The sequence below is a fragment of the Streptomyces niger genome, from assembly GCF_000718305.1.
Taxonomy (GTDB): Bacteria; Actinomycetota; Actinomycetes; order Streptomycetales; family Streptomycetaceae; genus Streptomyces; species Streptomyces niger.
This window is the reverse complement of the sequence record NZ_JOFQ01000007.1, coordinates 69897-95456: the sequence shown is the minus strand read 5'-3', so window position 1 is coordinate 95456 and position 25560 is coordinate 69897. Positions and strand designations below refer to the sequence as shown.

Sequence of the window (25560 nt, the reverse complement as noted above, 5' to 3'; positions counted from 1 at the left end):
CGATGTCCACACAATGTGCGCTGCGGGGGCCGTAATGGGTGCGGGCGTCTTCGGCGGACCGTCCGGCGCCGTGGGTATGGATGCGGGGACAGTAGGGGCACTCAACCCGGTACGTCCAAGGTTCGCCAGGCGCATTTGGCGGTACCGGATGCGCGGGCGCGTCGGGAAGTTCTTCGGTGTGACTCATGCCGTTGTCCTTTCGATGGCGCCCCCGGCAGGCGCCGGGGGCTAACGCCATGCACCGGGGGCCGTGACATCAGTAACTGAGGAGCGCTACACCCGGCCCCTGCACTGGTGGTCCGCCGCGCGGGGCGGGACAGGACGGGACAACGGGACAGCCCACCGCCTCCAGCAACGCAAAAGGGCCCAGCCCGATGGCTGGACCCCTTCACTGCGAGAACCGGAGGCTATCCGTTGCCAGGCTTTTCTGCCCAACGAATCAGGATGCGATCCCGAGTGTTTGCATAACGCCCTCGCCCGGCAGCCTTTGCGATTCTCACTGAATCAATGAAGAAGGCGAGGAATTCTCGGCGGTCTTCCAGACTCCACCCGTACCAAGGCGTTCCCTCCCCAATGGGATCTCCGTCAACAGCCGTCCACTCAGCAGGAATCTTGATCGCGACATTCGCCGCTTGATCCAATTCAGCCAGGCGTTCCGTCACCCGCTGCTCATGAGCCGTTAGGCGCTCCACAAACTCCCGGAACATTGCGCTGCCCACCTCACCGGCGTACAGCCCTTGTTGCCGGTCCTGATAAAGGGTTCGGAGGGCTTCACGGACATGTTCCAACTCTGCGCGCGTCGCCGCACGCTCCGTCTCGCGCTGCGAAGTGTCTCGCTGATGGGCGAATCTGCGAGCCGCTTCCGCCAGCCATTCCCTATCGTCTTCGCCGTCGGGGTCCATGGCTGTGAGTCGCGCCCATACTCGGCGAGCCACTGCGTCATCCGCATCGGCCATGCTGATGACAAGTCCGCCATGCCCAGCCACAACGCCACTCGCACGGTTGCACTTGTAGTAGAGCTTTCCTGAGCGTCTGTCGCTGACCATGACCGAGCCGCATACGTCACAGAACAGCAATCCGTGACCAGCCAAGAGCGTGGGTACCCGTCGGCCAGACCGCACAACCGTTTTGGTGCGACCATCCAGCACGTCTTGGAGTTTCCACCACTCGTCGGCAGGAATTATCGCTTCATGCGCCTCCACAGGGCGCCCTTCGTCATCGCGGAGGATCACCCGCTTCCCTGCCTTGCCGGGGATCACATTGCCATCCGCGTCTATGACTTTCTTCTGGCGCCCCTGCCATTCCATGGCGTACCCGGCCAAACGCGGGTCGCGGAGGATGCGGAGGACTGTGGAAGAGGTCCAACCGGTCCGTGTCGCCGCTTCGGACGACCCGACACGTTCCCGACGTGCCTCAATCCGCTTGGCCCCGGATTCTCCGAGACCAGCCGCCTTTGTAAGCACTCCCGATTCGTTCAGCCGCTTGGATACAGCCGATGCGGTCAGTCCGTCGCCTACCCACGTGACCATGTCCCGGACTATCGGCGCCTCGATCGGGTCCGGTATCAGCCGGGTCACAGTGAGCTTTCCACGAGCCTTGCGCTCCGTTCGAAAGCCAAAAGGGGCGTGTCCGGAAACGTGGCTACCGGCTCGGCGAAGGGTGTCCTTCGTTGAGGTGATGTATTCGGACTTCAAGTCCGACTCTTGCTGAGCGAGTCCCGCGATGATGGCCAGGATTCCGACGCCCACCGGCGTGGAGGTGTCCAGGTAGGGCTCTTCCACCGAAACCAGGCGGACGCCGTACCGCTCCAGCTCATCGATGATCTTCATGGCCTCCAGCGCTCCCCGCCGGGTGAGCCGGGACAGGGAGAAGACGATCACAGCGTCCACATGACCGCCCCGAACGGCAGCCATCATCTCTTCGAACCCGGGGCGGTGGACGCCGGGATCCCAGCCCGACTTGCCCACGTCTTCAAAGTGCCCCGCGTCATCCCAGCCCTTGGAGGCGATCAAGGAGGAGCAGCGTTCCCGCTGGGCCATGGGGGACGCTTGCGAGTCATCCTCGCGACGCTTGGACTGGCGGATGTAAGAGACTGCACGCACGGAGTCAAGGTTAAGGCGCCAGTCCGGCGTCCTATTTGTGAGAGGTGTCATGTGCCCAGCGTGGTAAAGATCAATGTGCTGACCGTTCCCGAGGAGCAGCGGGAGGTGCTGGAGAAGCGGTTCGCCTCGCGCGCCGGGGCCGTGGAGTCCTCGGACGGCTTCGAGTGGTTCGAGCTGCTGCGTCCGGTGGAGGGCACCGACCAGTATCTGGTGTACACCCGCTGGCGTGACGAGGAGTCCTTCCAGGCGTGGATGGAGGGCCCGATGAAGGCCGCGCACCAGGGCGGCGGCGAGGGCGGCGAGCGCCCGAAGCCGGCCGCTTCCGGTTCCACCGTGTGGTCCTTCGAGGTCGTCCAGCAGGCCGCCCCGAAGAGCGCCTGAAGGACCGTGACGGGGGGCTGCGGGACCGGCCGCGCGGTGTGGACGGCCGGGGCCGAACCGGTCGGCTCGGCGCCGGCCACCGCCATGCTGCGGGCCTACCTCGACGAGGTGGCGTCCGAGAAGCGGCTGCACTGACGCCCGGGAGGCCCGTGGCCGTCACGCCGGGTGGGCTCCCGCCGCCCGGCCCTGGGGCCTCCTGGCGTCGCCGTTGTGCGGGCGTTCGGCGTCCGAGCCGCCCATCTCGGCGGTCAGCTGCTGGACCAGTTCGGTCAGGTCGGTGGGGCGGTCCTTGGTCCACCAGTCGCCCAGCAGGTCGGCTAGGGCCTCCTGGCGGGCGGCCGCGAGGCGGTGGGCGGCCCGCCGGCCTGCCTCGGTGAGGACCATCGGCATGCCCTGGCGCTCCGCGAGCCCGCGCGCCTCCAGCTGCCGGGTGGCCTCGGAGATCACGCCGAGCGGGACGGCGCTGCGCTCGGCGAGCAGTGCGGGCTCCACGGAGCCGTAGCGATACATCCGCAGCACCATCCAGCTCGCCGCCGGTTTCAGGTCGCAGCCGGCCCGCGCGGTGATCGTCTCGTAGAGCTTCTTGCGGCCCTCCAGGCAGCCCAGCTTGGTCAGCGCGCGGGCGCACTCGTCGCGGGAGGAGCGTTCGACCGGGTTCGAGGACAGGACTTCCGTGGTGTCCGGGGCCGTCACCGAGCCCCGGAGCGGCTCCTCCTTGAGCAGCCAGGCCAGCGCGAAGGCGACGAGGACGACGGGCACCGCGTACAGGAACACGTGCGTGATCGAGGTCGCGTAGGCGTCCAGCACGCCGGAGGCCTGGCCGGGCGGCAGCTTCGCCACCGCGCGCGGGTCCTGGGCCAGCGTGCCCGGGTCGACGCCCGGCGGGAGCCGGCGGCCGGCGAGTGCGTCGGCGATCCGCGGGCCCAGCATGTTCGCGAAGATCGTGCCGAAGATCGAGACGCCGAAGGATGCGCCGATCGAGCGGAAGAACGTGGCTCCGGAGGTGGCGACGCCCAGGTCGGCGTAGGGCACGGCGTTCTGCACGATGAGCACCAGCACCTGCATGACCAGGCCGAGTCCGAGGCCGAAGACGAAGAAGTAGCCGCTCATCTCGACGACGCTGCTGGACCGATCGAGGTTGTGCAGGAGCAGCAGGCCCACGGCGGTGACGGCGGTGCCGGCGATCGGGAAGATCTTGTAGCGCCCGGTCCGGCTGACGAGCTGGCCGGAGGCCGTGGAGGAGAGCAGCATGCCGATGACCATCGGCAGCATGTGCACGCCGGACATGGTCGGCGAGACCCGGTGGACGACCTGCAGGAACGTCGGCAGGTACGTCATCGCGCCGAACATCGCGAAGCCGATGACGAAGCCGATGGCCGAGGTCAGCGCGAAGGTACGGAGCCGGAAGAGGCGCAGCGGCAGCACCGGTTCGGCGGCCCGCCGCTCGGCCAGCACGAAGGCGCCGAGGAGCAGGACGCCGAGCACGGCGAGGCCGATGATCTGCCAGGAGCCCCACGGGTAGCTGACGCCGCCGAGCGAGGTCATCAGCACGAAGCAGGCGGCGACCGCGGCGATCAGGGCGGTGCCGAGGTAGTCGATGCGGTGCGGCGTGCGGCTCGCCGGGATGTGCAGCACGGTGGCGATGACGATCAGGGCGACCGCGCCGATGGGCAGGTTGATGTAGAAGACCCAGCGCCAGCTGAGGTGGTCCACGAAGAGCCCGCCGAGCAGCGGTCCCAGCACGCTCGTCGCGCCGAAGACCGCGCCGAAGAGGCCCTGGTACCGGCCGCGGTCGCGGGGCGGCACGATGTCGCCGACGATCGCCATCGACAGCACCATCAGCCCGCCGCCGCCCAGGCCCTGGACCGCGCGGAAGGCGATGAGCTCCGGCATGTTCTGCGCGATGCCGCAGAGCACGGAGCCGACGAGGAAGATCCCGATGGCGGTCTGGAAGAGTTTCTTGCGGCCGTACTGGTCGCCGAGCTTGCCCCACAGCGGGGTGGCCGCCGTGGACGCCAGGAGGTAGGCGGTGACCACCCAGGAGAGGTGGTCCAGGCCGCCGAGCTCGCTGACGATCGTGGGCAGCGCGGTCGAGACGATGGTCTGATCGAGCGCCGCGATCAGCATGCCGAGCAGCAGCGCGCCGATCGCCACCAGCACGGTCCGCTGCGGCGGGGCCTCGGCGGGGACGGCGGGAGCGTCGGTGTCCTGCGCCATGGACGTCTCCTTACGTCGGTACCGCGGCGAGGAGCGGGGCGGGGCGACGGACCGCGCCCGCGGGCGGAGCCGCACTCCCCGTCCCGCTCATTTTGCCCCGCTATGACACGTTGGGCGATGCGTCGGACTCCGCTTCTCCACATCCTGGGGCCCTGTGCAGAAGGCGGCGGCATATGCATAATCGCGACCGACAACTAGGGAGGGGACGCACGTGACGGCCAGGAACTGCCCGACCTGCTTAGCCCCCGCTCGGACCGGCGGCCGCCCCGGCTGCCGGTGCGAGCAGGCGGCCGCCCAGGACTTCGACCCGCTGCACATCCGGCCGTACGTGTCCCTGCCGGACGCGCCCGACCCCGACGATCCGCCGCGCCCGCCCCGCGCCTTCACGGTGCGCGCCTACGGCCCGCCGGCGTTCCCCCCGCCTTCGTACGTCCGGGTGCCCCGCCCGCCGTTCGCCCCACCGCGCACCGCGGAGCCGTCCGCCGCCCCGGCCGCCGAGCCGCACGCCGCGCCGCTCGGGGGGTTACCGACGGCGGCCTCCGAAGCGTTACCCGCGCCTCCCGGACCCTTGTCCGCGGCCCCCTACCCGCCGCACGCCCCGCAAGAGGCCGGGCAGCTGTCCCGGCCGGGCTCCCGGGCGGCGTCCGGGCGGCGCCCCGACGGACTGCCGGTGGCGGGGCCGGTGGCGTTCATGGATCTGCCGGACGAGGCCACCGGGCAGGCGGGTGACCGGCCCGAGCCGGAGCGGCGCAGGCGCCCGGTGCTGCTGGCCGGACTGATGGTCACCGCGGCGGCCGGCTCGGTCTGCGCCGCGCTCTTCGGGGGCGAGCTGCACTCCCCGCACGAGACCGGCCTCCCGCTGGCGGACGGCGCCGAGCGCCCCGTGGCCGGCCTACCGGACGGGGGCGCCGAGGCCGCCGGTCTCCGGCCGACCGCTCCGGGCGCCGCCTCCCGCTCGGCGGCCCGGCCGTCCGACCCGCGAGCCGCCACCAGCGCCGCCGACACCCCCTTCACCCGCTCGCCGGGCGCCCCCACGACGCGCGCCTCGGGGAGCGGCGGCGAGGCGCTCGGGGGCCTGCGGGCGGGGTCCGGGGCCACCTTGTCCGAGGGGGCGAGCGGCCCCGAGGTGACCGAGTTGCAGCGCCGGTTGGCGCAGCTGGGGCTGTACGCCGGGCCCGCCGACGGCCGGTACGACGCCGGAGTGACGGCCTCCGTGGCGCGGTACCAGCGGACGTACGGCGAGACCGAGGACCCGTACGGCGTGTACGGGCCCGCGACCCGGACCTCGCTGGAGTTCCTCACGCACGAGCCCTGACCCGGCCCCTGCGCCGCCTGTACCACCTCGCCCCCCTGGCCTGCTGACCAGGGGGGCTTGGCGTGCGACCCGAGCGCTTTGTATCGTGGTTGAACAAAGTGGTTCCGCCCGCTTCCCCTGACCGGCGGGCGGGGCCGCTCTTGTCCCACCACTCCAGCTCTCCGGCACAGGAGTCCGCCGATGACGGCACCTCGCACGCTCACCGCCCGCGCGCTGCTCCTCGACATGGACAGCACCATCGTCAACTCCGAGGCCGTCGTCGAGCGCTGCTGGCGCCGCTGGGCCGCCGAGCAGGGCATGGCCGCCGAGGAAGTGCTGAAGGTCGTGCACGGCCGGCAGGGCTGGGCCACGATGGCCGCGCTGCTCCCCGACCGCCCGATGGAGCAGAACCACGAGGACAACCGGCGCATGCTGGCGCAGGAGACCGCGGACACCGACGGTGTCGTGCCGGTGCCCGGCGCGCCCGCCTTCATGGCCGCCATCGCCGCCGTGCCGCACGCCCTGGTGACCTCCGCGAGCGTGCCGCTGGCCGAGGCCCGGATGGGCGCGGCCGGGCTGTTGATGCCGGACGTACGGATCACCGCGGAGTCGGTGAGCGCCAGCAAGCCGGACCCGGAGGGCTTCCTCAAGGGCGCGGCCGAGCTGGGCTTCGCCCCCGAGGACTGCCTCGTGTTCGAGGACTCCGAGGCGGGCATCCGGGCCGGCCAGGCCGCCGGCATGCGCGTCGTGGGCGTGGGCGAGCGGGCCGCGGCCTTCGCGCCGACGGTGCAGGTGGACGACCTGACGCAGCTGCGCGTCGAGGTGCTGCCCGAGGGCGGCGTACGGCTGCACATCGCCGCCTGACCCACCCCGGAGGACCGCATTACGGAGCCAGGAACCACGACAGGAACCACGAGGGGCCTCACCCGGCCGGGTGAGACCCCTCGCCGCTGTCCGGGCGGTCAGCCCGTGATCGCCTCGTACAGGCTGAACCCGGCGAGCACGATCATCACGCAGGCGGCGATCTTCGTGATGAGCTTCAGGGGCACGAACCGCATCAGCGTGCGGCCGCCCAGGATGCCCAGCGCGGCCACCGCCCACAGGGCGAGCACGGCGCCGATGCCGACGGAGACCGGGTCGCCGTAGCGGGCGGCGAGGTTCGCGGTCATGATCTGCGTCAGGTCGCCGAACTCCGCGACCAGGATCATCATGAAGCCCGCCCCGGAGACCTTCCAGAAGCTCTGGTCGGCGGGCTTCTTCACCTCTTCCTCGTCGTCGTCCTTCTTGAACAGCAGGACGGCGGCGCCGGCGAGGAAGAGCACGCCGACGATGCCCTGGACCAGGCGGTGCGGCAGCAGGGTGAGCACGCTGCCGGCGGCGATGGCGAGCGCGACGTGCACCACGAAGGCCGCGGCCACGCCCGCGAAGACGTAGGACGCGCGGTAGCGCGTGCCGAGCATCAGCCCGGCCAGAGCGGTCTTGTCGGGCAGCTCGGCGAGGAAGACGACGCCGAAGACGACGGCTGCGACGGAGAAGCTGAACACGGGGTGGAATACCTCGTTCGATAGGGCCGCGCCGAAAGGGGCCCGGGGAAAAGGGGTCGCTTCGGCACGGCAGCGTCGGACACTGCGGCCGAAGGTCTCGCTGGCGTACGGACGGATCCGTACGCTCCGGGCGCCGGCAGGCCACGAGGGCCTGCAGTATGTCGACGGTCCGGCGAAGAGCTACTCCCCTTCTGCTGGGATCAAGCGTACGCGGTGCAGCAGCCCGCGCGCGACCAGCTCCAGCACCACCGCCACCGCGACCGCCTGCACGGCGAGCAGCGCCACCAGGACGAAAAGCTGCACCGCACCCGCCTGAACGGGTGAGGCGCCGCCCAGCAGCATGCCGACGAACGCCCCCGGCAGCGTGACCAGTCCCACGGTCCGGGTCTGGTCCAGCCCCGGCAGCAGCGCGTCGGAGACGACCGGCCGGGCCACCTCCATCCGGGCCTCCCGCTCCAGCAGCCCCAGCGCGAGGCCCGCCTCCACCTCCCCGCGCCGCGTCTCCAGCTCGTCCAGCGCGCGCCGCCCGCCCAGCACCGTCGCGGTGAGCGCGCCGCCGATGAGGATGCCGGTCACCGGGACGAGCGAGACCCCGCGGGGCGGCACCAGGCCCGTCAGGAGCAGCAGGGCCACGACCGGCAGCACGCCGGCCGTGATCGGCGCGGCGGCCCACCACCAGGTGTGGTTCCCGGTGATCCGGCGGCCCGCCGTACGCACCGCGACCGCGAGCATCAGCAGCAGGAAGCAGACCAGCAGTGGCAGGGCGCGTACGACCCAGCCGATGAGGAAGGAGACGGCGGCGAGCTGGGCGGCGGCGCGCAGTCCCGCGACGGCGATGGCCCGCGCGTGGTCCAGCCGGCACAGCGCGGCGACGGTCACGGCGGCGACGAGCAGCACCGCGAGCACGACCGCGAGGGTGGCGTTCACCGGCAGCAGCACACGATCACCTTAAGGCGGCGGGCGAGGGAGAAACCCAACGCACGGGCGTTCGGGGCGGCCTGGCGGCGCGTCACCTCTTGATCTGACGTGAGCATGTCGTCACTCTGTTACCTGAAGACCACGCGGCGGAAACCCCCACGGACCACCGTGTGGCCCGAAGGACCACCGGCCGGTCGCCCGACCGGCCACCCGACCGACCGACCGTTCAAGGCTTCCCCCTTTCCCCCACACCAACGGGAGATCCGATGTCCAAGGTCTACGCGCGTCGCGCATCCCTCGCCGCCGGCTCGGCCGCCGCGCTCCTCTGCACCTTCGTGCTCGGCGGCGGAACCGCCGAGGCCGCGCCGCCCACCCCGCCGAGCGCCGCCACCGCCCGCACCTACCTCGCCGACATCAAGGAGCAGGCCGAGGGGTCGCAGGACGGCTACAGCCGCGACAAGTTCCCGCACTGGAGCGACCAGGGCGACAACTGCAACACCCGCGAGGTCGTCCTCAAGCGCGACGGCGAGAACGTCGAGACCGACGGCAGCTGCGCCGCGACCAGCGGCTCGTGGACCTCCCCGTACGACGGCGCGACCTGGACGCAGACCTCGGACGTCGACATCGACCACGTCGTGCCGCTCTCCGAGGCCTGGAAGTCCGGCGCCGCCGACTGGACCACGGCGCGCCGCGAGCAGCTCGCCAACGACCTCACGCACTCCCAGCTGCTCGCGGTCACCGACAACGTGAACCAGTCCAAGGGCGACCAGGACCCCGCCGAGTGGCTGCCGCCGAAGACCACCTACCACTGCGAGTACGCGCGGATGTGGGTGTGGGTGAAGCACGAGTACGGAATGACCGCCGACTCCGCCGAGAAGGCCGCGCTGAAGAAGATCCTGGACGGCTGCTGACCCGACGGCCCCACAGATGGGGCGGCTCCGCCCTCCACCCATGCCTGCGGAGCCGCCCGTCCCACCTCTCCCCCCGCAGCACCGGCCCCCTGAGGAGCCGGCGTCCTCCTCCTATCCTCGGAGCCGACGCGCGGGCGGCTGCCCGTACCGAGGTGCGGGCACCGGCCCGCGCGAGGGAGGACCGCGATGACCGGACTGCGGCTCGGACCGCTGCTGCGCTACGTGGACGAGGACAGCGCGACGGTGTGGGTGGAGACGGAGAAGCCCTGCGAGGTGACCGTGGCCTGCGACAGCGGCGCCACCGGCACCGACCGCACCTGGCAGGTCGCCGGGCACCACTACGCCCTCGTCCCCGTCGAGGGCCTGACACCGGGCGGCGAGACGCCCTACCGGGTCCTGCTGGACGGAGCACAGGTCTGGCCGCTGCCGGACAGCCCGTACCCGCCCTCCGTCATCCGCACGCTGCCGCCCGAGGGGCGCGGCCCGCTCGCGGTGGCCTTCGGCTCCTGCCGGTGGGCCGCGCCGCCCTCCGGGAGCCGGAGCCACCTGGCGGCCGTGCCGGGGATGCCGGGCGACAAGCACGACCCCGTCGGGCCGGACGCGCTGGACACCCTCGCCGCCACCCTGGCCCGCGATCCGGAGCACCCCCGCCCTGACGTCCTGCTGCTGCTCGGCGACCAGGTCTACGCCGACCAGACCTCCGAGGCGACCGCCACCGTGCTGGCCCGCCGCCGGGACACCTCGAAGCCGCCCTGGACGCAGGTCGCGGACTACGAGGAGTACACCCACCTCTACGACGAGTCCTGGCTGGACCCGGAGGTGCGCTGGCTGCTCTCCACGGTCCCCAGCTGCATGATCTTCGACGACCACGACGTGATCGACGACTGGAACACCTCGGCCGCCTGGCAGGCACGGATGCGGGCGACCTCGTGGTGGCGCGACCGGCTCCTCGGCGGCCTGATGTCGTACTGGGTCCACCAGCACCTCGGCAACCTGTCCCCCGCCGACCTGGCGCGCGACGAGCTGTACGCACGGGTGCGCGCCGCGGCCGACGGCACCGACCTGGTGCGCGACTTCGCCGCGGCGGCGGACGCCGACCCCGCCTGCGCGCGCTGGAGCTACCGGCGCGACTTCGGGCGGGTACGCCTGGTCATGGTCGACACCCGGGCCACCCGCGTCCTGGAGGAGGGCCGCCGGGCGATGCTGGACGCCGCGGAGGCGAAGTGGTTGCGGCAGGAGGTGCTGGACGCGCCCGGGGGCTACGACCACCTGCTGATCGGCAGCTCGCTGCCCTGGCTGCTGCCGCACCTGGTGCACGACGCGGAGGTGTGGGACGCGGCGCTGTGCCGCGGGGCCCGCGGTCCGCGCTGGGCCCGGCGCGGTGAGGCGCTGCGGCAGCGGGCCGACCTGGAGCATTGGTCCGCGTTCCCGGAGTCGTTCGCGGCCCTGGCCGAGCTGGTCTCCGAGGCGGCTTCCGGCCCGGCGGCGCCCGCGACGGTGTGCGTGCTGTCCGGGGACGTGCACCACGCGTACATCGCGGAGCCGCACTGGCCGGCGGGCGAGGAGCCGGCGGGCCGGGTCCTGCAGCTGACCTGTTCGCCGGTGCACAACAGCATTCCGGCGGCGATGCGGGCGGGCTTCCGGTTCGGGTGGAGCCGGGCGGGCCGGTGGCTGGGGCGCGCGCTCGCCCGCCACGTGCGGGCCGCCCGGCCGCCGGTGTCCTGGCGCCGCACCGGCGGGCCGTGGTTCGGCAACCAGCTGATGACGCTGACCCTGCACGGCCGGGACGCCCGGCTGAGCCTGGACCAGGCCCGCGCGGAGGGACGGCGCGGCGGGCGGGGGCGCCCGGCGCCGGGGCGCGCCACGCGATTGGAGCGGGTGCTGGAGCGCGCGCTGACGTGATCCCGGGGAGGACCGGGAGCGGCACGAAGGAAAACCGGGGGCTGCGCACCCCCTTGACGACCGCATTGGTCTGGACCATGGTGACGGCACGCCACTGGTCCAGACCAAGAGGTTCGGCAAACACTTGAACTTGCAAGTACGACTAAGGCAGGCCTAACCTTCAGGCCTCTCGGTTCCGTCCCCCACCGCAGGAGTCTTGTCATGCCCGGTTCCCTCTCGGCGTTCACCGAACGCGGCCGACCCCACGCAACGGCGCTCTTCCGCATCGTCACCGGCCTCCTCTTCGCCTGCCACGGCGCCGCGTCGCTCTTCGGCGTCCTCGGCGGCGCGATGGGCCAGGGCCGGACCGTCCCGGCCGGCACCTGGCCGGGCTGGTACGCGGCGGTCATCCAGCTCGTCGGCGGCCTGCTGGTCCTGTTCGGCCTGGGCACCCGCACCGCCGCCCTGATCAGCTCCGGCTCCATGGCGTACGCGTACTTCTCGGTCCACCAGGGCGAGGCGCTGTGGCCGATCCAGAACGGCGGCGAGCCCTCCGCGATGTTCTCCTGGGCCTTCCTCCTGCTGGTCTTCACCGGCCCCGGCGCCTGGGCCCTGGACCGGATCCTCTTCGGCTCCGGCGACCGCGGCGAGGACGCCGAGGCACCCGCCGCCGCCCGCCGGGAGCCCAGCGCCGCCTGACGCCGCAGCCCCCGTCCGCTCCGCTCACCGAGCTGAGGGCCGCCCGTCCCGGCGGCCCTCAGCCCGTTCCCGGCCCGGTTACTTCGCCGCGTGCTTGAACGGCACGCTGAGGCAGCCCAACCGGTCGCCCGCCATGCCCGCGTGGCCATGGCCGGTCTCCGTCTTGTGGTCGTGGATCACCACGGACCGCGCCTCACCCGGCCGGAACCACCACGAGTGCTTCGACGACATCGAGGCGTCGCCGTCGGAGTCCGTGGTGAAGTCCAGCCACACCTCGTTCTCCGGGTTGGCGTACCGCGGGTCGGTGGACGGCTGGTGCGGGTCCTTCCGGTTCTGGTAGTGCGGCCCGGAGTCGTCCGGCTTCTCGCCGCACGGCTTGGTGTGGACGTGCGCGCCGTACGTGCGGTGGGGCTGCAGCCCCTTCACCTTCAGCCGGATGGTCATCCCGTGGTCGTTCTTCCACTGCGCGACCGCGATGCGCGCCCTGGTCGGCACCTTCTTCGTGTCGTACGTCACCGCGTCGGAAGGATCGAACTCCGACACCGGAGCGAACCGGCTCTCCTTCCCCACCACGAGATCCCCGCCGCCCGGCGTGGCGCCGTACGCGGGCGCCGCCGCCGCGGACACCGCCATGAGCAGCGCCGTGGCCGTTCCCGTCAGGATTCCTGCCGCCATCCTCTTCCTCCTCGTCACTCCCCGTAACCGAAGCGCGCGACGCGCGCCATGACCTCACCGTCGCCGCCGGCCGGCCGTCGCGCGAGTCGTGCCGGCGCCGGGTGGGTGTCGTACGCGGGGCCAGGACGGCCCACCGCGTAGCCCAGCAGGCGAACTGCCTGGCAGGAAACGCGTGATTCGGACAACACCTGGGGCCCCCGAGCCCGATCTCAGGACATGTCAGGCGTACGCTGTATGGCTGTACGAGCGACAAGCCGCCCCTGCCGCTGCCATGCGACGTCGCGGCCGGGGACGACTTGGAGTGACGAGGTGCTGGAAAGTCTGGGGGCGCTGGCCGATCCCCCGTGGATTCATCTGATCGTCGGACTCTGCGTCCTGCTCGACGTCTTCGTGCCCTTCCTCCCCAGCGGCGTGCTGCTCATCGCCGCGGCGACCGCCGCCGGCACCCGCACCGCCACCGTCGGGGCCCCGTCGATGAGCGGGGGCTCGGCCGTGGCCGACCTGTTCGCGCTCGCGCTGTGCGCCGCGACCGCCTCCGTGCTCGGTGACCTGGCCGCGTACCGGGTGGCCTGGCGCGGCGGCGACCGCTTCGACCGCGCCATCGCCCGCTCCCGTCGCCTGGCAGCGGCGCAGGAACGTCTCGGCACCGCGCTCACCCGAGGTGGCGGAATCGTCGTCGTCCTCGCCCGCTTCGCGCCCGCCGGACGCTCGGTCGTCAGCCTCGGCGCGGGCGTCGCCCACCGCACCGTCCGCGAGTTCCTGCCCTGGTCGATGCTGGCCGGGGTGGCCTGGGCCGCGTACAGCGTGACCCTGGGCTATTTCGGCGGCCACCTGCTCGGCGCGACCTGGTTCAGCACGGCCGTCTCGGTCTTCGCCCTCTTCGCCGCCGGCTCCGCCGCGCTGTACGTGATGCGCCGGCCGGAGCGCGCCGCGGCGCACTCCGGGTAATCCCCCGAAAGGCCGTCACTCCGCCGCCTTCGGCGCCTCCTCCCGTACCGCATCGGGCACCACCGCGATCGGGCACAGGGCGTGCAGCAGCACCGCGTGCGCCACGGAACCCAGCCGGGGGCCGATCGGCAGCCGCCGGCGGTGCCGTCCGACCACCACCAGGTCGCTCCGCCGGGACTCCTCGACCAGCTGCCCCGCCGCGTCAGCAGGCACCAGCTCGGCCTCCACCGGAACGTCCGGATACCGCTCCCGGTACCGCGCGAGCAGTGCCGACACCTGCTTCCCCAGCGTGTCCTCGTACTCCCGCTGCGTCGTGTCGTAGGCGACGACGTAGTCGAAGGCGACCGGTACGGCCATCGGCCACATGTAGGCCGCGACCGCCTGCAGGACGGCCCCGCGCCGGGCCGCTTCCTGGAAGGCGAAGTCGATCGCGCTGCTCTCCCCCGCCTCCTCCGTCGTCGGGTCGATCCCCAGGACGACGCGCCCGTGCGGTCCCGCGGAGCCTCCCTCGTCCGCCGCCTCCGGTCGCGCGCCGCCCCGGTCCGGGCGCGGGACGACCACGACGGGCGCTGCCGAGTGCGCGGCGCACGCCATGCCGTTGGAGCCGAGCAGCAGGCTCGCGAAGCCGCCGCGCCCGCGCGAGCCGAGCACCAGCAGCTGCGCCTGCTCGCCGAGCCCGGGGAGGATCACGTCCGTGAGCCCGCTCAGGCTGCGGAACTCCACCTCCGGCAGCTCCGGCCCCGCCGCCAGCTTCGCCCGCAGCTCCTCCAGCACCGCGTCGCCGGTGCCCGCCTCGGCATCGGCGGCGCGGGCCGAGGTGACGTACGGCCACACGTGGACGACCTGGAGGGGCGCCGACCGCAGCCGGGCCGCCTCGGCCGCCCAGTACAACGCCCGCTCACTGTCCGGGGACCCGTCCACCCCGACGATGACCGGCAACCTGTCCATCTGTGCCTCCCTACGATCCGCCGGCGGGCCGCGCGGCCACCGCGCCCCCGCCGGATTCCGCGGCCGTCGCGGCCACTGCGGCCGGTGCCCCTCGGGCGAGCGGTCCGGCCGGTACGCATTACAGGCGATACGGGCGAGTATTCCGGACGGTTGCCCGGAACGGCGACGGCATGATCAGCAACTGGGCGAGTGCCCCGGAGCCGGTAAAATCGAACTTCCCCGCACCGCCCGGCTCCTGGGCGGTGCCCTCCTCCGGGACGCGCCTCCGCCGGCCGTGCCGCCTGATCCAGGACGTCATGAACGCTCACCGGCCGCCCGCTCCGCACCCCGCCACCGCCGCCGTCCCGCGGGAAGCCGCCCTGCGGGGAGCCACCCTGCCGGGGGCCGCCCCGGAACCGGTCCTCACCTGGGACGAGGACGGCGGTCCGCGCTCCGCCCGGTGGCGGTCGGAGAACGGCGCGACGCCGCCGCGCCGCGTGACGGTCGCCGACGACCGCATGAAGGCCGACGCCGCGTACAAACTGGCCTGCGAGGGCACCGCGCTGCTGTGGCGCGGCGACTTCCACAACGCCCGCCAGCTGCTGGCCGCGCTGGCCCGCCGGATCGACCGCCGCCCCCGCAAGCCCGCGCCCGCCGACGACCCGGCCCGCGCCTTCCACCTGCACCGCGCCGCACAGAGCCAGCGCGCCCGCATCCTCGGCATGCTGCTGGTGCCGCTCGACGCCGACTACGGCATTCCGCTGCACCGCGCCCCCGACGTCCGCGCGGCCTGCACCCAGGCGTACGGCCCGGCGCCCGCGGCGCGCGACGAGGCGGGCTCCCCGCACTCGGTCGTCGCGCTGCGCGAACTCCTCGGGCTGGTCGGCGCGTACGAATGGCACCGCAAGGGCGTCGAGATCCCCGCCCTCGGGGGCGACCGGATACACCCCGACTACGGCGTCTTCTCGCCCCAGCGCGGCGAGTACGTCGACCTGGTGGCCCGGGCCCCGCTGCCCGCCGACCCCACCGAGCTGGCCTTCGACATCGGCACCGGCAGCGGCGTCCTGGCCGCCGTACTGGCCCGGCGCGGCGTCCGGCGCGTCCTCGGCACCGACCAGGACCCGCGCGCACTGGCCTGCGCGCGCCGGAACGCCGAGCGGCTGGGCGTCGCCGACCGGGTCGAGGCCGTCGCCGCCGACCTCTTCCCCGCCGGGCGCGCCCCGCTGGTGGTCTGCAACCCGCCGTGGCTGCCGGCCAAGCCCACCTCCTCGGTGGAGTACGCCGTCTACGACCCGAACAGCCGGATGCTGCGCGGCTTCCTCGCGGGCCTCACGGACCACCTGACGCCGGGCGGCGAAGGCTGGCTGATCCTGTCCGACCTCGCCGAGCACCTCGGGCTGCGCACCCGCGCGGATCTGCTCGCCCTCTTCGAAGCGGCCGGCCTGACCGTGCTCGACCGGTTGGACGTCGCGCCCCGGCACGCGAAGGTCCGCGACGCCACCGACCCGCTGCACGCCGCCCGCGCGGCAGAGGTGACGTCGCTGTGGCGACTGGGGCCCGCCGGAAGCTGAGGACGGCACGGAGCCCGCCGGGCCTCCGTACGCCTCAGATGCCCGTGCGTACGGCTCAGATGCCCGTGCGTACGACTCAGGCGCCCTTGCGTACGCTCAGGCGTCCTTCCGTACGTAGACGTCGACGCGGCGGCCGCGGGTCTCGGTCGACGTGACGCGGGTGAACTCCGCCGCCAGCACCCGCCGCTTCATGGCCTCGCGCGCCGGTACCGGCCGGGCGGCGGCCGGTGCGGCGTCCGTGACCAGCACGATCCGGCGGTGGGCGCGCATCGCGGCCCGGATCCGGGCCGGCGTGTGCTCGGTGCCCTTGAGCGTGCCGCCGGCCACCGGGCCCTCCCGCAGCGCGAGATCGTCGAGCCCCCGGAACGCGGCCGGGCTCACCAGCGCCGTGTCGCGCCGGGCCGCCGGCAGGAAGAGCACCCCGTCCCCCGGGTGCGCCCGCGCGGCGACCACCTCGGCCGGCCGGAGCACGTCGTCCACCCGGCTCTCCGCCGTCCGCAGCCCCGTCTCCACGGGCAGCAACGCCACGAACCCGACAGCGGTCACGCCGGCCAGCAGCACGCCGGGGCGGAGGCGGTGCCGGCGCGCGGCGGCGGCCCGTACGCCCACCGCGACGGCCAGGCCGACCGGCAGCGCGAAGCCGATGTTGGTGAAGAGGACGTAGCGGTCGAGGTAGAGCGGTTGCACGAGGGAGGCGAGCAGCAGTCCGGCCTGCGGCACGACGAGCAGCGGCAGCGCGACGGACCCGAGGGTCGGCGCGGACGGCCGGTCGTCGTGTCCGGCGCGGCCACCGCGTACGTACGGCAGCCGCGCGCAGCCGAAGCCGATCAGGACCAGCGCGGCGATGCCGAGCAGCGTGGTCCAGGCGACCGGCTTGATCCACGACACCTGCTCGGCCTGCGCACGGCTGGCGAGCACCAGGGGCAGCGCCCCGGCCACGGCGCACGCGGCGGAGACGAGCCAGCGCACGAGGACCCCGCGCAGGCCGCGGCGGCGGGCCAGCACCACCGTCACCGCGTGCGCGGGCAGCACCAGCAGCGAGAACCAGTTCAGCAGGGCGGCGCACAGCACGGCCGCGGCATACCCCGTCCACCAGCCGGCCCCCCGAAGGCGCGCGCCTGGCTCCGGTCCGTCCCGGCGCACGCCCGCGGCCCGGACCAGGAGCCAGGTGGCGACGGCGACCGCAGCGGTCACCAGCGCGTAGGCACGGCCCTCTTGCGCGTAGTGCTGGATGTTGGGGATCAACGCGAGGACGAGGCCGGCGGCGAGCCCGGCCCACGGCCCGGCCAAGCGCCGCCCGGTGGCCGCCGTCGCCGCGGCCGCCACCGCCGTCGCCAGGACCGACGGCAGCCGCAGCGCCACCAGCCCCGGCCCGCCGAGCGCGAAGACGGCGTGCATGCACAGGTAGTACAGGCCGTGCACGACGTCGACCTGTCCGAGCATCGCCCAGATCTCCGGCACCGTACGCCGGGCCGCCTGCCAGGTCGCCGCCTCGTCCCGCCACAGGCTGTGTTGGCGGGTCAGGCCCCAGCAGCCGAGCGCCAGCGCGAGCAACGCGGGGAGGGCGGCGATCAGTGCGGCGCGGGGTGCGGATCCGTCCCCCGCGGGCGCCGTGCGCCGGCGGACCGGCCGGGCCGGCGCGCGGTCGGCGCGTGCCGGGGCACGGACCGCGCGAGTCGGTATCGGGGCGAGATCTGCGGACATGGAGGGCACTCTACACTCCACGTATACACTCGGAGTATACGCTCCCTACACAGTCACACGGCCGCCCCGCGGTGACTGCGCGCACGCCGCGGACCGAGGAGAGCAAGTCGATCGAGCCACCACCGGCGCGGCGCACCGGAGCGACGGCGGCCGAAGTGACCGGCTCCGCCCGATCCACCCCACCCTTCACCCTTCCAGGGCAAAAGTGTGATCATGGCACCATGAGCAGCGATATGAGGGTGCCGATGGACGCCGAATCCGGTGCGCAGGACAGCGGCACGGGACCGGCCGTCGAGAGCGGCACCGCGCCCGTCGCCGGCGGGGAGCTGTACTACGAGACCGCGGGATCGGGCCCGGCGCTGGTGCTGCTGCACGAGGGCATGCTCGATCTGACCACCTGGGACGAGCAGTTCGTCCGGCTCGCGCGCGCCGGCCACCGGGTCATCCGGTACGACGCCCGGGGCCACGGCCGCTCCACCCAGGTCGACGGGGACTACGCCCACCACGAGGACCTCCGGGCGCTGCTCGCCCATCTCGACGTCCCCCGCGCGACGTTGATCGGCCATTCGCACGGCGCGCGCGTCGCACTGGACAGCGCGCTGGCGTACCCGGACTCCGTGGCCGCCCTCGTCCTGGCGGCGCCCGGCATCAGCGGCCGGACGTTCGCCGACCCGTTCCTGCTGCACCACATCCGCGAGCAGGTGGCCGCGGTGAGCGCGCCGGGCGGTGTGCGGCTCTTCATCGAGCACTTCCTGCGGATGTGGGTGGACGGCCCGCACCGCGAACCGGCCCAGGTCGACCCGGTCCTGCGGGAGCGGATCCGGGCGACGGCGAGGGCCACCGTGACCGCGCACGCCGAAAGCATGGGCCGCGGCGCGGCGTTCGAGGTCGGCGCGGCGCACCGGCTCGCGGAGATCCGGGTGCCGACCCTGGTCCTGGACGGCGACCTGGACAGCACCGACATCTCGGCGAACGCGCACGCGGTGGCCCTCGCGGTACCGGGCGCCCGGCGCGCCCGCATTCCCGCCGCGGGTCACATGGTGCACCTGGAGAACGCCGCGGAGTTCGACCGTGAACTGGCCGGATTCCTCCGGGGTACCGCGTACTGACGGCCGACGCCACCGCGCCCCTGCGCACGCCGTACGGCCACCGGCACCGGCACCCCTGCCGCGCCTCCCGTCCCCGTGGCGCGCGCACGCGCCACGGGGACCGCGTCAGGCGCCGGGAGACTCGCCCTCCACCTGTCCGATCAGCTCGAACGGCTCGCGCAGCGCGGCCAGTTTGAGCAGCCGGATCACGAGGGGCCGGAGGTTCATGAGCACCATGCGGCCGCCCCGCTCCGTCAGCTGGTCCCGTACCCGGCACAGCAGGTCGAGACCGCTGCAGTCCATGAACGTGACATGGCGCAGATCGATCATCAGGGTCTTCTCGTGCGCCGCGCCGCCGTTGCCGCCGCTGCCGGGGTCCGGGAACCCCTCGGGCGGACCGCTCGGCGACAGCGGCGGCACGAATTCTGGAAAAGTCACGGGAAAGGCGTTCGGCAACGGAATCACGTCGGCCGGCGCCTCGGGCCGGACTTCGGGCAGTGCGTTGACCTTCGGAAGAAATCGCGGCATGCCCTGAGATCCGCTCGGCACGGTCCGCGACCGAGGAGCGGGGAATATCACCGACCGGCGCAGCGCGAACAACGCGTTGAGCGCCAGCAGGACGTCGGCTTCGATGCGTAGTGCCATGGCCAGGTCGAGTTCGCCATGCAGTGCCAGGACGACCGTGTCGCCACCCTGGCAAACGGTTACCTGCACGTCGGCGTCGCTTCCCCCCACGTCACCCCCAGTTGTGCTTAAGGCCGTATCGAACACGGCGATGGGCCGATGCGCACCAGGGTCTGGGATGCACAGGCACCGTAACCGGGCTAAGTGACGCAGAATCGATCAGCCAGGACAGAACGCCTCTGTCGGGTGAATTTTCGCCACTTCGCTTGACGGCAGGCCAAGTTCCCGCGGCGGCCGAATGACATCGGAAAAAACCACGGGAAACACTGGAACTCTGCATTTATGCAAGAAATCCCCGACGAGGGAAAGCATAAGGGTCCGCGCCGACCGGTCAACCCTTTCCAGGCCGTATCCACCGAGTTTCACCCTCGGGGGCCGCGCCAGGGCCGGCCCTCAGCCTTCCGCGACCAGGTCCGCCGCGACGCTCTCCGCCATGCCGCAGGCGGCGACCGGCAGCGGCACCACGTCCGCCGCGCCGGTCCGCTCGGCGGTCCCCGTCGCCAACTCCGCGACTTGCGGGAACGACCGCTGGAAGGAGACCACGAGGGTGCCGTCCGCGCGATGCCGCACCCGCAGCCGCCCTCCGTGCACGTCGGCGACGACCGGCCCGGCGTCCGCGCCGTCCGGCTCCCACGCCTCCGGCCCGTCCGCGGCGAACCCGTCCGCCGCCCGGCAACCGTCCCGGCCGTCCCCGTCCCGGTCCGCCTCGTCCCGGTCATCGACCCGCACCGCGCACCGCTCGCCGTCCACCTCGATCGTGAGGCGGTACGCGTCGGCGCTGCCGTGCGACATCACGTACGCCGTCGCCCTGGCCAGGTCGGAGACCACGGACGAGGCCCCCTCCCCTTCGACGCCGAGCGCGTCCAGCACCGCGCAGGCGAGGACGGTGGCCTCCTTGTCACCACCGGGGCGGCGTCGCGCGCTGAGCGCCCAGCGGAACGCGGGAACTCGGCCGGCGGCCGGGGACATACGGGAGACGGCCGTACTCTGCTCCATGGCCGGACCCTGCTCTCCTTCAGAAGCGGACTTCTCTGCCGGGCTGCCGTCCACGAAGAACGCGCTGGCCAGCCCGTGGCCGGGGTCCGGGGCCACTGGGGCTCACCATAGAACTCACGATCGACGCGGAACCCACCAATTCCGGCCACGTGCCCCCGCGCCGACCTCACCCGTCGCCTACGCCCTCCGTACGCCACACCGGCCCCTTGCCGCCCACTTCCGGCGCGCGAAGTCACCACGCCTGCATAACCGGCAGAAGGGGCAGTCCGGTACGGGGCGGCGCGGTACGGCTACGCGGCGGCCGGGGCCGGGGCGATGTTGTGGTTGAGCCGGAAGACGTTGTCCGGGTCGTACGCGGCCTTCACCGCGGCGAGCCGCCGGTGGTTGTCCGCGCCGACCCCCGCGACGATGCGGTCGCCGCCCTCGTCCCCGATGAAGTTCAGGTACACCGCGCCGCTCGACCACGGCTGCATGTCGTCCCGCAGCCCGCGGGCCCACCGCCGGGCACGCGCATCGTCCGCCGGGTCCTCCCACAGACCCAGCGGGTGCACCGCCCACGGCGCGGTCCGCCAGGGCACCGGGTGGTCCGCAGCGCCCCGCGCGACCGCGCCGCCCTGCGGCAGCAGCAGATGCTGGGACGGCGAGGGCACGACCATGTCGCCGGCGCGCGTGCAGAAGGCCTCGACCGCCGGGTCGGGCAGCTCCGCCAGGTACTCGGCCGACCAGTAGTTGCGGTAGCCGGGCGGGGCGTCGAGCAGGCACTGGAACTCCGCGTACGACATGTCCGCGAGCAGCTCACCCTCGTGCCCGAGGCGCAGCATCGGCGCGAGCACCTCCCGCGCCACCGCCAGCGGCCCCGCGTACGTGAGAAGGCACGCACAGGTCAGCCGCCCCACCAGGCGGTCGGGCACGAACTCCTCGGCGGGCCCGGTGAGGTAGAGCAGCCCGCCGCCGACGTCGTCCGGTGCCGCCGCCATGAAGTCGCGGTACGCGCGCACGACCTCGGGGCCGGCCTCCGACGGCCACACCAGCAGCCCGAAGCTGAACGCCGGCAGTTCGTGCAGGCGGAGCGTGAAGGAGGTCGCCACGCCGAAGTTGCCGCCGCCTCCGTGCAGCGCCCAGAACAGTTCGGGGTGCTCGGTCGCGCTCGCCCGTACCGGCTCCCCGGCCGCCGTGACCAGCTCGACCTCCTCCAGGTTGTCGCAGGTCAGCCCGTACTTGCGCGCCAGCCAGCCGGAGCCGCCGCCCAGCGTGTAGCCACCCACGCCCGTGGTCGAGACCCGGCCGCCGGTCGTCGCCAGCCCGTGCGCGCCGGTCGCCCGGTCGAGGTCGCCCATCGTCGCGCCGCCGCCGAGGCGTACCGTGCGGCTCCCGGCGTCGACCGTCGCGGCGTTCATCCGCCGCAGGTCGACGACCAGCCCGCCGTCGTTCACCGCCCGGCCGGCCACCCCGTGCCCGCCGCCGCGCACCGCGACCTCCAGGCCGTGCTCCCGCGCGAACCGCACCGCCCGGGCGACGTCCTCGGCGTTCGCGCACCCCGCGATGACCGCGGGCCGGCGGTCGATCATCGCGTTGAAGACGCTGCGGTGCGCGTCGTACGCCGGGTCCCCCGGCATGATCACTTCCCCCGCGAATCCGGCCCGCAGACCCTTCACCGCCGCACCGCTCACCTCACGGGATGCCATCAGATACCCCCTGGTACCCAGCCGGTCGCCTCCCCCGTGCCCGGAGCGTAGCGCCGACCGGCAGCCCCGCCAGCCCTCCCCGCTCAGGGGGTGGACCGCCTCGCGCGGCGGCCCTTCGCTCAGGTCCCGCCTCGGGGTGCCCGGTGGTGGTCCGGCCTCGTCCCGTCGGGCGGGAACGCGGTGTCGATGACCTCGCGGAGGGCCCGGTAGCAACTGCACGCGTGGGCTTCCAGCCCCGCCCGGTCCAGCACGGTGATGGTGCCGCGGCGGTAGCTGATGCACCCCTCCTCGGCCAGTTCACCGGCCACCTCGCTCACCGAGGACCGGCGTACCGCGAGCATCTGCGCGAGGAACTTCTGCGTCAGCTCGAACTGGTCGCTGTGCATGCGGTCGGCCGTCATCAGCAGCCAGCGGGCGCACCGCTCGCGGGTGCGGTGGCTGCGGTTGCAGGCGGCGTTCCGCGCGAGCTGGGTGAACATCGTCTGGGTGTAGTGCTGCATGGTCTGCTGGAGCGCGCCGTCCACCACGGCGAGCTCCCGCCGGAAGAGGTCCGCGTCCATCCGCAGGGCCCACCCCGGGACCTGCACCATGGCCCGCTCGGTCGGGATGCCGACGCCGAGGAACACCGGAAGTCCGACCACGCCCTCGTCACCGACGGTGGCGACCTCCACGTCCGGCCCGCCGTCCAGCTCGGCGATGATCGAGCAGACGCCGCGTACGGGGAACCACAGGGCGTCGATCCGCTCGTCGGGCCGGTACAGCACGTCGCCGAGCGCCAGCTCGACCTCCTTGAGTTGCGGGAGCAGCCGCTCCCGCTCCGCCTCCGGCAGGGCGGCCAGGAGCCGATTGGTCCGCAGGTCTCCGGAGCTCGTTGCGCTGCCCGACATCCTGCTCGCCTTCCCTCCAGTGATCAGCCGACGGCTGCCGGCGGAATCGCGGTCGCCCACGGGGGCAACGACACCCGCATCAGACCCGCAGCGCCCGGCACCATCACCAGGCTGACCAGCGCGTGAGCCAGCACCGGCAGGGGCAGCACGAAGTCTACGCAGCCGGTGGCGATGGCGGCGCGAGGCATGCCGAACGCTTCCGAAGTGCTGTGATCCTGCGCGAGCACCCGCCCGCCGGCCCCCCGTACGTGCCGCACCCCGAGCGCCCCGTCCTCCATCCGGCCGGTCAGCACCGCCGCCAGCACCCGGGGCCCGAACGCGGCGGCGGCCGAGGCGAACACCGCGTCCGCCGCCTCGTTGCCGTTCACGATGTCCAGCGACACCTTGCCCTCGGACGTGAAGGACGCCGCGCATCCGGCCGGCACCACATGGACGACGCCGCCCTCCAGCAGGTCTCCCTCGTCCAGCATCCGCACCGGCAGCGCGGAGCGGTACGCGAGCACCTTCAGGAGCGAGTCGACCGTCCGCACGGGCCGGTGCTGCACCAGCACCACGGCCGCGGGAAAGTCCTCGGGCAACGCCTCCAGGACATCCCGGTAGGCGCTCACGCCTCCGAGGGATGCAGCCAGACACACCACATCGAAGGCGGGCGTTTCCTCCGTCTTCTGCACGGTACCGAACACACCTCCAGACTAATGCCCGCAACCGTACACAGCCACCTCCCTCCCCCTTCCCCGGCCGCCCCGGAACGACGAAGACCCCCCGTCAAGATCGACGAGGGGTCTTCGCGCTGGTGGGCACAACAGGATTTGAACCTGTGACATCTGCTTTGTAAGAGCAGCGCTCTACCGCTGAGCTATGCGCCCGGATGAACCGACAGACTACCTTGCCTGCGGGGATGGTTCGCAAACGCCTTACGGGATGCGTCCGGATGCTGAACCGACCGCCCGGTGTGTTCGTCCGTACAGGGTGGGAGAATGGCTTCGGGCCTGGGGCGACGCGATCGGGAGAGGGTTGTGACGGCGACATTCACGCGGCCGTACGAGCAGCGAGCACGTCGTCAGGCCGGCGGGAGCTTCCGGGAGCGCCGGGGGACTCGGGTGGTCGCGGCGGTGCGGGACACGGTGGCGCTGGTGCTGCTGCCGGTGCCGATGCTGGCCGTGGCGGCGACCGGTGGGGGGATGATGGCGTTCGCCGGGGGCGGCACACGGCGGTGGTTCGGGCGCGGGGAGAGCCAGCGCGCCGAGGCGCAGGCGGCCAAGGACGCCGCGGCGGCCGCGTTCTACGAGCTGGACACCGCGCAGCGGGACCTGCGGATCTCGATCGAGACGATCACGGCGGTGGACGATTCGGCGGCGGCGCGCCGGGCCGCCGAGGGGTACGCGAGCCTGGGGCGGCGGATCGACGAGGTCAGCCGTACGTACATCGCGGCCGTGGACGCCCATGACCTGGACCGGGACGACCTGGACGGGGGTACCGCCGCGCGGGCGCGGGCCGACCTGAACCGGGCGAAGGACGAGCTGTCGGCGGTCGGCAAGGAGCTGGAGCGGTTCGCCGAGGGGCTCGGGCCGCTGCTGCGGACCGCGGAGTCGCAGCTCGCGCGGCTGGCGCCGGCGGTGGAGCGGGCGCGGCAGGCGCTGCTGGCCGCGACGCAGGCGCTGGACGCGGTCAGGGCGCGCGGGCTGAGAGCCGACGAGCTCGCGGCGCGGCTGGCGGCGCTGTCGCCGGAGCTGACGAAGCTGAACCAGGGGGCCGGGCAGCACGGCGTGCAGGAGACGATCCGGCGCGCCGACGACGTGCTGCGGCGCGCCGAGGCGGTGCGTACGGAGGCGGAGCGGCTGCCGGAGAAGGCCGCTGACATCGACAAGCGGCTGGTGTCGCTGCGCACGCGCGCGCAGGCGATCACGACGCGGGCCGGCGGCGTGGAGCCGGTGCTGAGCGAGCTGCGCCGCCGGTACAGCGTGGCCTGCTGGCAGGACCTGCAGCAGGTGCCCGACCAGGCGGCGGACGCGGTGCGGCAGGCGGAGACCAAGCTGCGGGAGGCGCAGGCCGCGCGGGACGAGCAGCGGTGGGCGGACGCGACGAGCCTGCTGGCGACCGTACGGGCCCTGCTGAACACGACGGACGAGGCGGTGACGGCCGCCGGGGACCGGCTGCGGCGGTTGGACGAGGTCTCCTTCGACCGGCGCAAGGAGGTCGAGCGGACGCGGTTCGCGATCCGGGACGCGCAGCGGCTGGCGATGGCGGGCCGCAGTACGCCGGACCCGCGGCACGCACGTCCGCTGGACGAGGCGGTGGCGCGGCTGGAGCGGGCCGAGGCCGGGCTGGAGGGCAGCCGGCATCCGGACTGGTGGCACTTCCTGACGGAGACGGACGCGGTACGGGAGACGGCCGCGCGCGTGGTCCGGGCGATCCGCGAGGAGCGGGGCGGCGCCGCGGGCTGATCGC

At 73.1% G+C, this 25560-nt stretch carries 23 protein-coding genes and 1 tRNA gene; 11 read left to right on the top strand and 13 right to left on the bottom strand.

Features of this window, described 5'->3' with window-relative positions; all coding sequences use genetic code 11:
• Positions 1 to 407: 407 nt before the first annotated feature.
• Positions 408 to 2102 carry a recombinase family protein gene (locus IF20_RS14730; protein WP_199896601.1) on the bottom strand — a complete coding sequence of 565 codons (1695 nt, stop codon included), beginning with the start codon at positions 2100 to 2102 and terminating at the stop codon, positions 408 to 410.
• Between the two features lie 51 nt (positions 2103 to 2153).
• Here IF20_RS14730 and IF20_RS14725 point away from each other — a divergent pair, with 51 nt between their 5' ends.
• Positions 2154 to 2483: an antibiotic biosynthesis monooxygenase family protein gene (locus IF20_RS14725; protein WP_052865607.1), complete on the top strand. Its 330-nt coding sequence runs from the start codon at positions 2154 to 2156 to the stop codon at positions 2481 to 2483.
• 6 nt (positions 2484 to 2489) lie between these two features.
• Complete coding sequence (locus IF20_RS40500; RefSeq protein WP_267881131.1) at positions 2490 to 2618, top strand: hypothetical protein; 129 nt, start codon at positions 2490 to 2492, stop codon at positions 2616 to 2618.
• 21 nt (positions 2619 to 2639) lie between these two features.
• Here the strand turns inward: IF20_RS40500 and IF20_RS14720 are convergent, their stop codons facing one another.
• The gene (locus tag IF20_RS14720; RefSeq protein WP_052865606.1) at positions 2640 to 4700 is read right to left on the bottom strand and encodes an MDR family MFS transporter; all 2061 of its coding nucleotides are present in this window, start codon (positions 4698 to 4700) and stop codon (positions 2640 to 2642) included.
• A 211-nt stretch (positions 4701 to 4911) separates the two neighbouring features.
• On the opposite strand from IF20_RS14720, the gene IF20_RS14715 reads away from it, so the two are divergent.
• Positions 4912 to 6015: a peptidoglycan-binding domain-containing protein gene (locus tag IF20_RS14715; RefSeq protein WP_052865605.1), complete on the top strand. Its 1104-nt coding sequence runs from the start codon at positions 4912 to 4914 to the stop codon at positions 6013 to 6015.
• 180 nt (positions 6016 to 6195) lie between these two features.
• Complete coding sequence (locus tag IF20_RS14710) at positions 6196 to 6858, top strand: HAD-IA family hydrolase (protein ID WP_052865604.1); 663 nt, start codon at positions 6196 to 6198, stop codon at positions 6856 to 6858.
• Between the two features lie 98 nt (positions 6859 to 6956).
• On the opposite strand, the gene IF20_RS14705 is transcribed toward IF20_RS14710, so the two are convergent.
• Together IF20_RS14705 and IF20_RS14700 are read right to left on the bottom strand one after the other, a co-directional pair.
• Positions 6957 to 7538: a TMEM165/GDT1 family protein gene (locus IF20_RS14705; protein WP_052865603.1), complete on the bottom strand. Its 582-nt coding sequence runs from the start codon at positions 7536 to 7538 to the stop codon at positions 6957 to 6959.
• A gap of 180 nt (positions 7539 to 7718) precedes the next feature.
• A complete protein-coding gene (locus tag IF20_RS14700; RefSeq protein WP_052865602.1) occupies positions 7719 to 8477 on the bottom strand; it encodes an ABC transporter permease in 759 nt (252 codons plus the stop codon).
• A 245-nt stretch (positions 8478 to 8722) separates the two neighbouring features.
• Between IF20_RS14700 and IF20_RS14695 the strand changes: the two genes are divergently transcribed.
• The 3 genes from IF20_RS14695 (at position 8723) to IF20_RS14685 (ending at position 11947) form a co-directional block, all read left to right on the top strand.
• The gene (locus tag IF20_RS14695; RefSeq protein WP_052865601.1) at positions 8723 to 9367 is read left to right on the top strand and encodes an HNH endonuclease family protein; all 645 of its coding nucleotides are present in this window, start codon (positions 8723 to 8725) and stop codon (positions 9365 to 9367) included.
• Between the two features lie 186 nt (positions 9368 to 9553).
• On the top strand, positions 9554 to 11269 hold the full coding sequence (locus IF20_RS14690) for an alkaline phosphatase D family protein (RefSeq protein WP_052865600.1): 1716 nt from the start codon (positions 9554 to 9556) through the stop codon (positions 11267 to 11269).
• A gap of 201 nt (positions 11270 to 11470) precedes the next feature.
• Positions 11471 to 11947, top strand: a complete 477-nt coding sequence (locus IF20_RS14685; RefSeq protein WP_052865599.1) for a DoxX family protein — start codon at positions 11471 to 11473, stop codon at positions 11945 to 11947.
• A 78-nt stretch (positions 11948 to 12025) separates the two neighbouring features.
• Here IF20_RS14685 and IF20_RS14680 read toward each other — a convergent pair whose 3' ends face one another.
• A complete protein-coding gene (locus tag IF20_RS14680) occupies positions 12026 to 12622 on the bottom strand; it encodes a superoxide dismutase family protein (RefSeq protein ID WP_052865598.1) in 597 nt (198 codons plus the stop codon).
• Between the two features lie 309 nt (positions 12623 to 12931).
• Here IF20_RS14680 and IF20_RS14675 point away from each other — a divergent pair, with 309 nt between their 5' ends.
• Complete coding sequence (locus tag IF20_RS14675) at positions 12932 to 13570, top strand: DedA family protein (protein WP_052865597.1); 639 nt, start codon at positions 12932 to 12934, stop codon at positions 13568 to 13570.
• A gap of 15 nt (positions 13571 to 13585) precedes the next feature.
• Here IF20_RS14675 and IF20_RS14670 read toward each other — a convergent pair whose 3' ends face one another.
• Positions 13586 to 14518 carry a universal stress protein gene (locus tag IF20_RS14670; protein WP_052865596.1) on the bottom strand — a complete coding sequence of 311 codons (933 nt, stop codon included), beginning with the start codon at positions 14516 to 14518 and terminating at the stop codon, positions 13586 to 13588.
• Between the two features lie 296 nt (positions 14519 to 14814).
• Between IF20_RS14670 and IF20_RS14660 the strand changes: the two genes are divergently transcribed.
• Entirely contained in the window at positions 14815 to 16068 is a 1254-nt protein-coding gene (locus tag IF20_RS14660; RefSeq protein WP_110944170.1) for a methyltransferase, read from the top strand.
• Positions 16069 to 16164: 96 nt separating this feature from the next.
• Here IF20_RS14660 and IF20_RS14655 read toward each other — a convergent pair whose 3' ends face one another.
• Positions 16165 to 17772, bottom strand: coding sequence for a glycosyltransferase family 39 protein (locus tag IF20_RS14655; RefSeq protein ID WP_110944169.1), 1608 nt, complete (start codon positions 17770 to 17772; stop codon positions 16165 to 16167).
• 221 nt (positions 17773 to 17993) lie between these two features.
• Between IF20_RS14655 and IF20_RS14650 the strand changes: the two genes are divergently transcribed.
• Positions 17994 to 18881 (top strand): alpha/beta fold hydrolase, encoded by an 888-nt coding sequence (locus tag IF20_RS14650; protein WP_324605567.1) that lies wholly within the window; start codon positions 17994 to 17996, stop codon positions 18879 to 18881.
• A 105-nt stretch (positions 18882 to 18986) separates the two neighbouring features.
• On the opposite strand, the gene IF20_RS14645 is transcribed toward IF20_RS14650, so the two are convergent.
• From IF20_RS14645 to IF20_RS14620, 6 genes are all read right to left on the bottom strand, one after another.
• Positions 18987 to 19595 carry an STAS domain-containing protein gene (locus IF20_RS14645; RefSeq protein ID WP_234426657.1) on the bottom strand — a complete coding sequence of 203 codons (609 nt, stop codon included), beginning with the start codon at positions 19593 to 19595 and terminating at the stop codon, positions 18987 to 18989.
• A 342-nt stretch (positions 19596 to 19937) separates the two neighbouring features.
• Positions 19938 to 20540 carry a hypothetical protein gene (locus IF20_RS14640; protein ID WP_052865592.1) on the bottom strand — a complete coding sequence of 201 codons (603 nt, stop codon included), beginning with the start codon at positions 20538 to 20540 and terminating at the stop codon, positions 19938 to 19940.
• 290 nt (positions 20541 to 20830) lie between these two features.
• Positions 20831 to 22225, bottom strand: a complete 1395-nt coding sequence (locus tag IF20_RS14635) for an FAD-binding oxidoreductase (protein ID WP_052865591.1) — start codon at positions 22223 to 22225, stop codon at positions 20831 to 20833.
• Between the two features lie 119 nt (positions 22226 to 22344).
• On the bottom strand, positions 22345 to 23112 hold the full coding sequence (locus IF20_RS14630) for a Crp/Fnr family transcriptional regulator (RefSeq protein WP_110944168.1): 768 nt from the start codon (positions 23110 to 23112) through the stop codon (positions 22345 to 22347).
• Between the two features lie 23 nt (positions 23113 to 23135).
• Positions 23136 to 23795, bottom strand: a complete 660-nt coding sequence (locus IF20_RS14625; protein WP_052865590.1) for a chemotaxis protein CheB — start codon at positions 23793 to 23795, stop codon at positions 23136 to 23138.
• 108 nt (positions 23796 to 23903) lie between these two features.
• Positions 23904 to 23978 (bottom strand) — tRNA-Val (locus tag IF20_RS14620).
• A gap of 150 nt (positions 23979 to 24128) precedes the next feature.
• On the opposite strand from IF20_RS14620, the gene IF20_RS14615 reads away from it, so the two are divergent.
• Complete coding sequence (locus IF20_RS14615; RefSeq protein WP_407702507.1) at positions 24129 to 25556, top strand: coiled-coil domain-containing protein; 1428 nt, start codon at positions 24129 to 24131, stop codon at positions 25554 to 25556.
• Positions 25557 to 25560: the final 4 nt, after the last annotated feature.

Excerpts from the sequence above, each read along its gene's own strand:
- IF20_RS14720 (WP_052865606.1), bottom strand. The coding sequence starts at position 4,700 with ATGGCGCAGGACACCGACGCTCCCGCCGTCCCCGCCGAGGCCCCGCCG.
- IF20_RS14710 (WP_052865604.1), top strand. The coding sequence starts at position 6,196 with ATGACGGCACCTCGCACGCTCACCGCCCGCGCGCTGCTCCTCGACATG.
- IF20_RS14695 (WP_052865601.1), top strand. The coding sequence starts at position 8,723 with ATGTCCAAGGTCTACGCGCGTCGCGCATCCCTCGCCGCCGGCTCGGCC.
- IF20_RS14690 (WP_052865600.1), top strand. The coding sequence starts at position 9,554 with ATGACCGGACTGCGGCTCGGACCGCTGCTGCGCTACGTGGACGAGGAC.
- IF20_RS14685 (WP_052865599.1), top strand. The coding sequence starts at position 11,471 with ATGCCCGGTTCCCTCTCGGCGTTCACCGAACGCGGCCGACCCCACGCA.
- IF20_RS14680 (WP_052865598.1), bottom strand. The coding sequence starts at position 12,622 with ATGGCGGCAGGAATCCTGACGGGAACGGCCACGGCGCTGCTCATGGCG.
- IF20_RS14670 (WP_052865596.1), bottom strand. The coding sequence starts at position 14,518 with ATGGACAGGTTGCCGGTCATCGTCGGGGTGGACGGGTCCCCGGACAGT.
- IF20_RS14660 (WP_110944170.1), top strand. The coding sequence starts at position 14,815 with ATGAACGCTCACCGGCCGCCCGCTCCGCACCCCGCCACCGCCGCCGTC.
- IF20_RS14655 (WP_110944169.1), bottom strand. The coding sequence starts at position 17,772 with ATGTCCGCAGATCTCGCCCCGATACCGACTCGCGCGGTCCGTGCCCCG.
- IF20_RS14650 (WP_324605567.1), top strand. The coding sequence starts at position 17,994 with ATGAGCAGCGATATGAGGGTGCCGATGGACGCCGAATCCGGTGCGCAG.
- IF20_RS14640 (WP_052865592.1), bottom strand. The coding sequence starts at position 20,540 with ATGGAGCAGAGTACGGCCGTCTCCCGTATGTCCCCGGCCGCCGGCCGA.
- IF20_RS14635 (WP_052865591.1), bottom strand. The coding sequence starts at position 22,225 with ATGGCATCCCGTGAGGTGAGCGGTGCGGCGGTGAAGGGTCTGCGGGCC.
- IF20_RS14630 (WP_110944168.1), bottom strand. The coding sequence starts at position 23,112 with ATGTCGGGCAGCGCAACGAGCTCCGGAGACCTGCGGACCAATCGGCTC.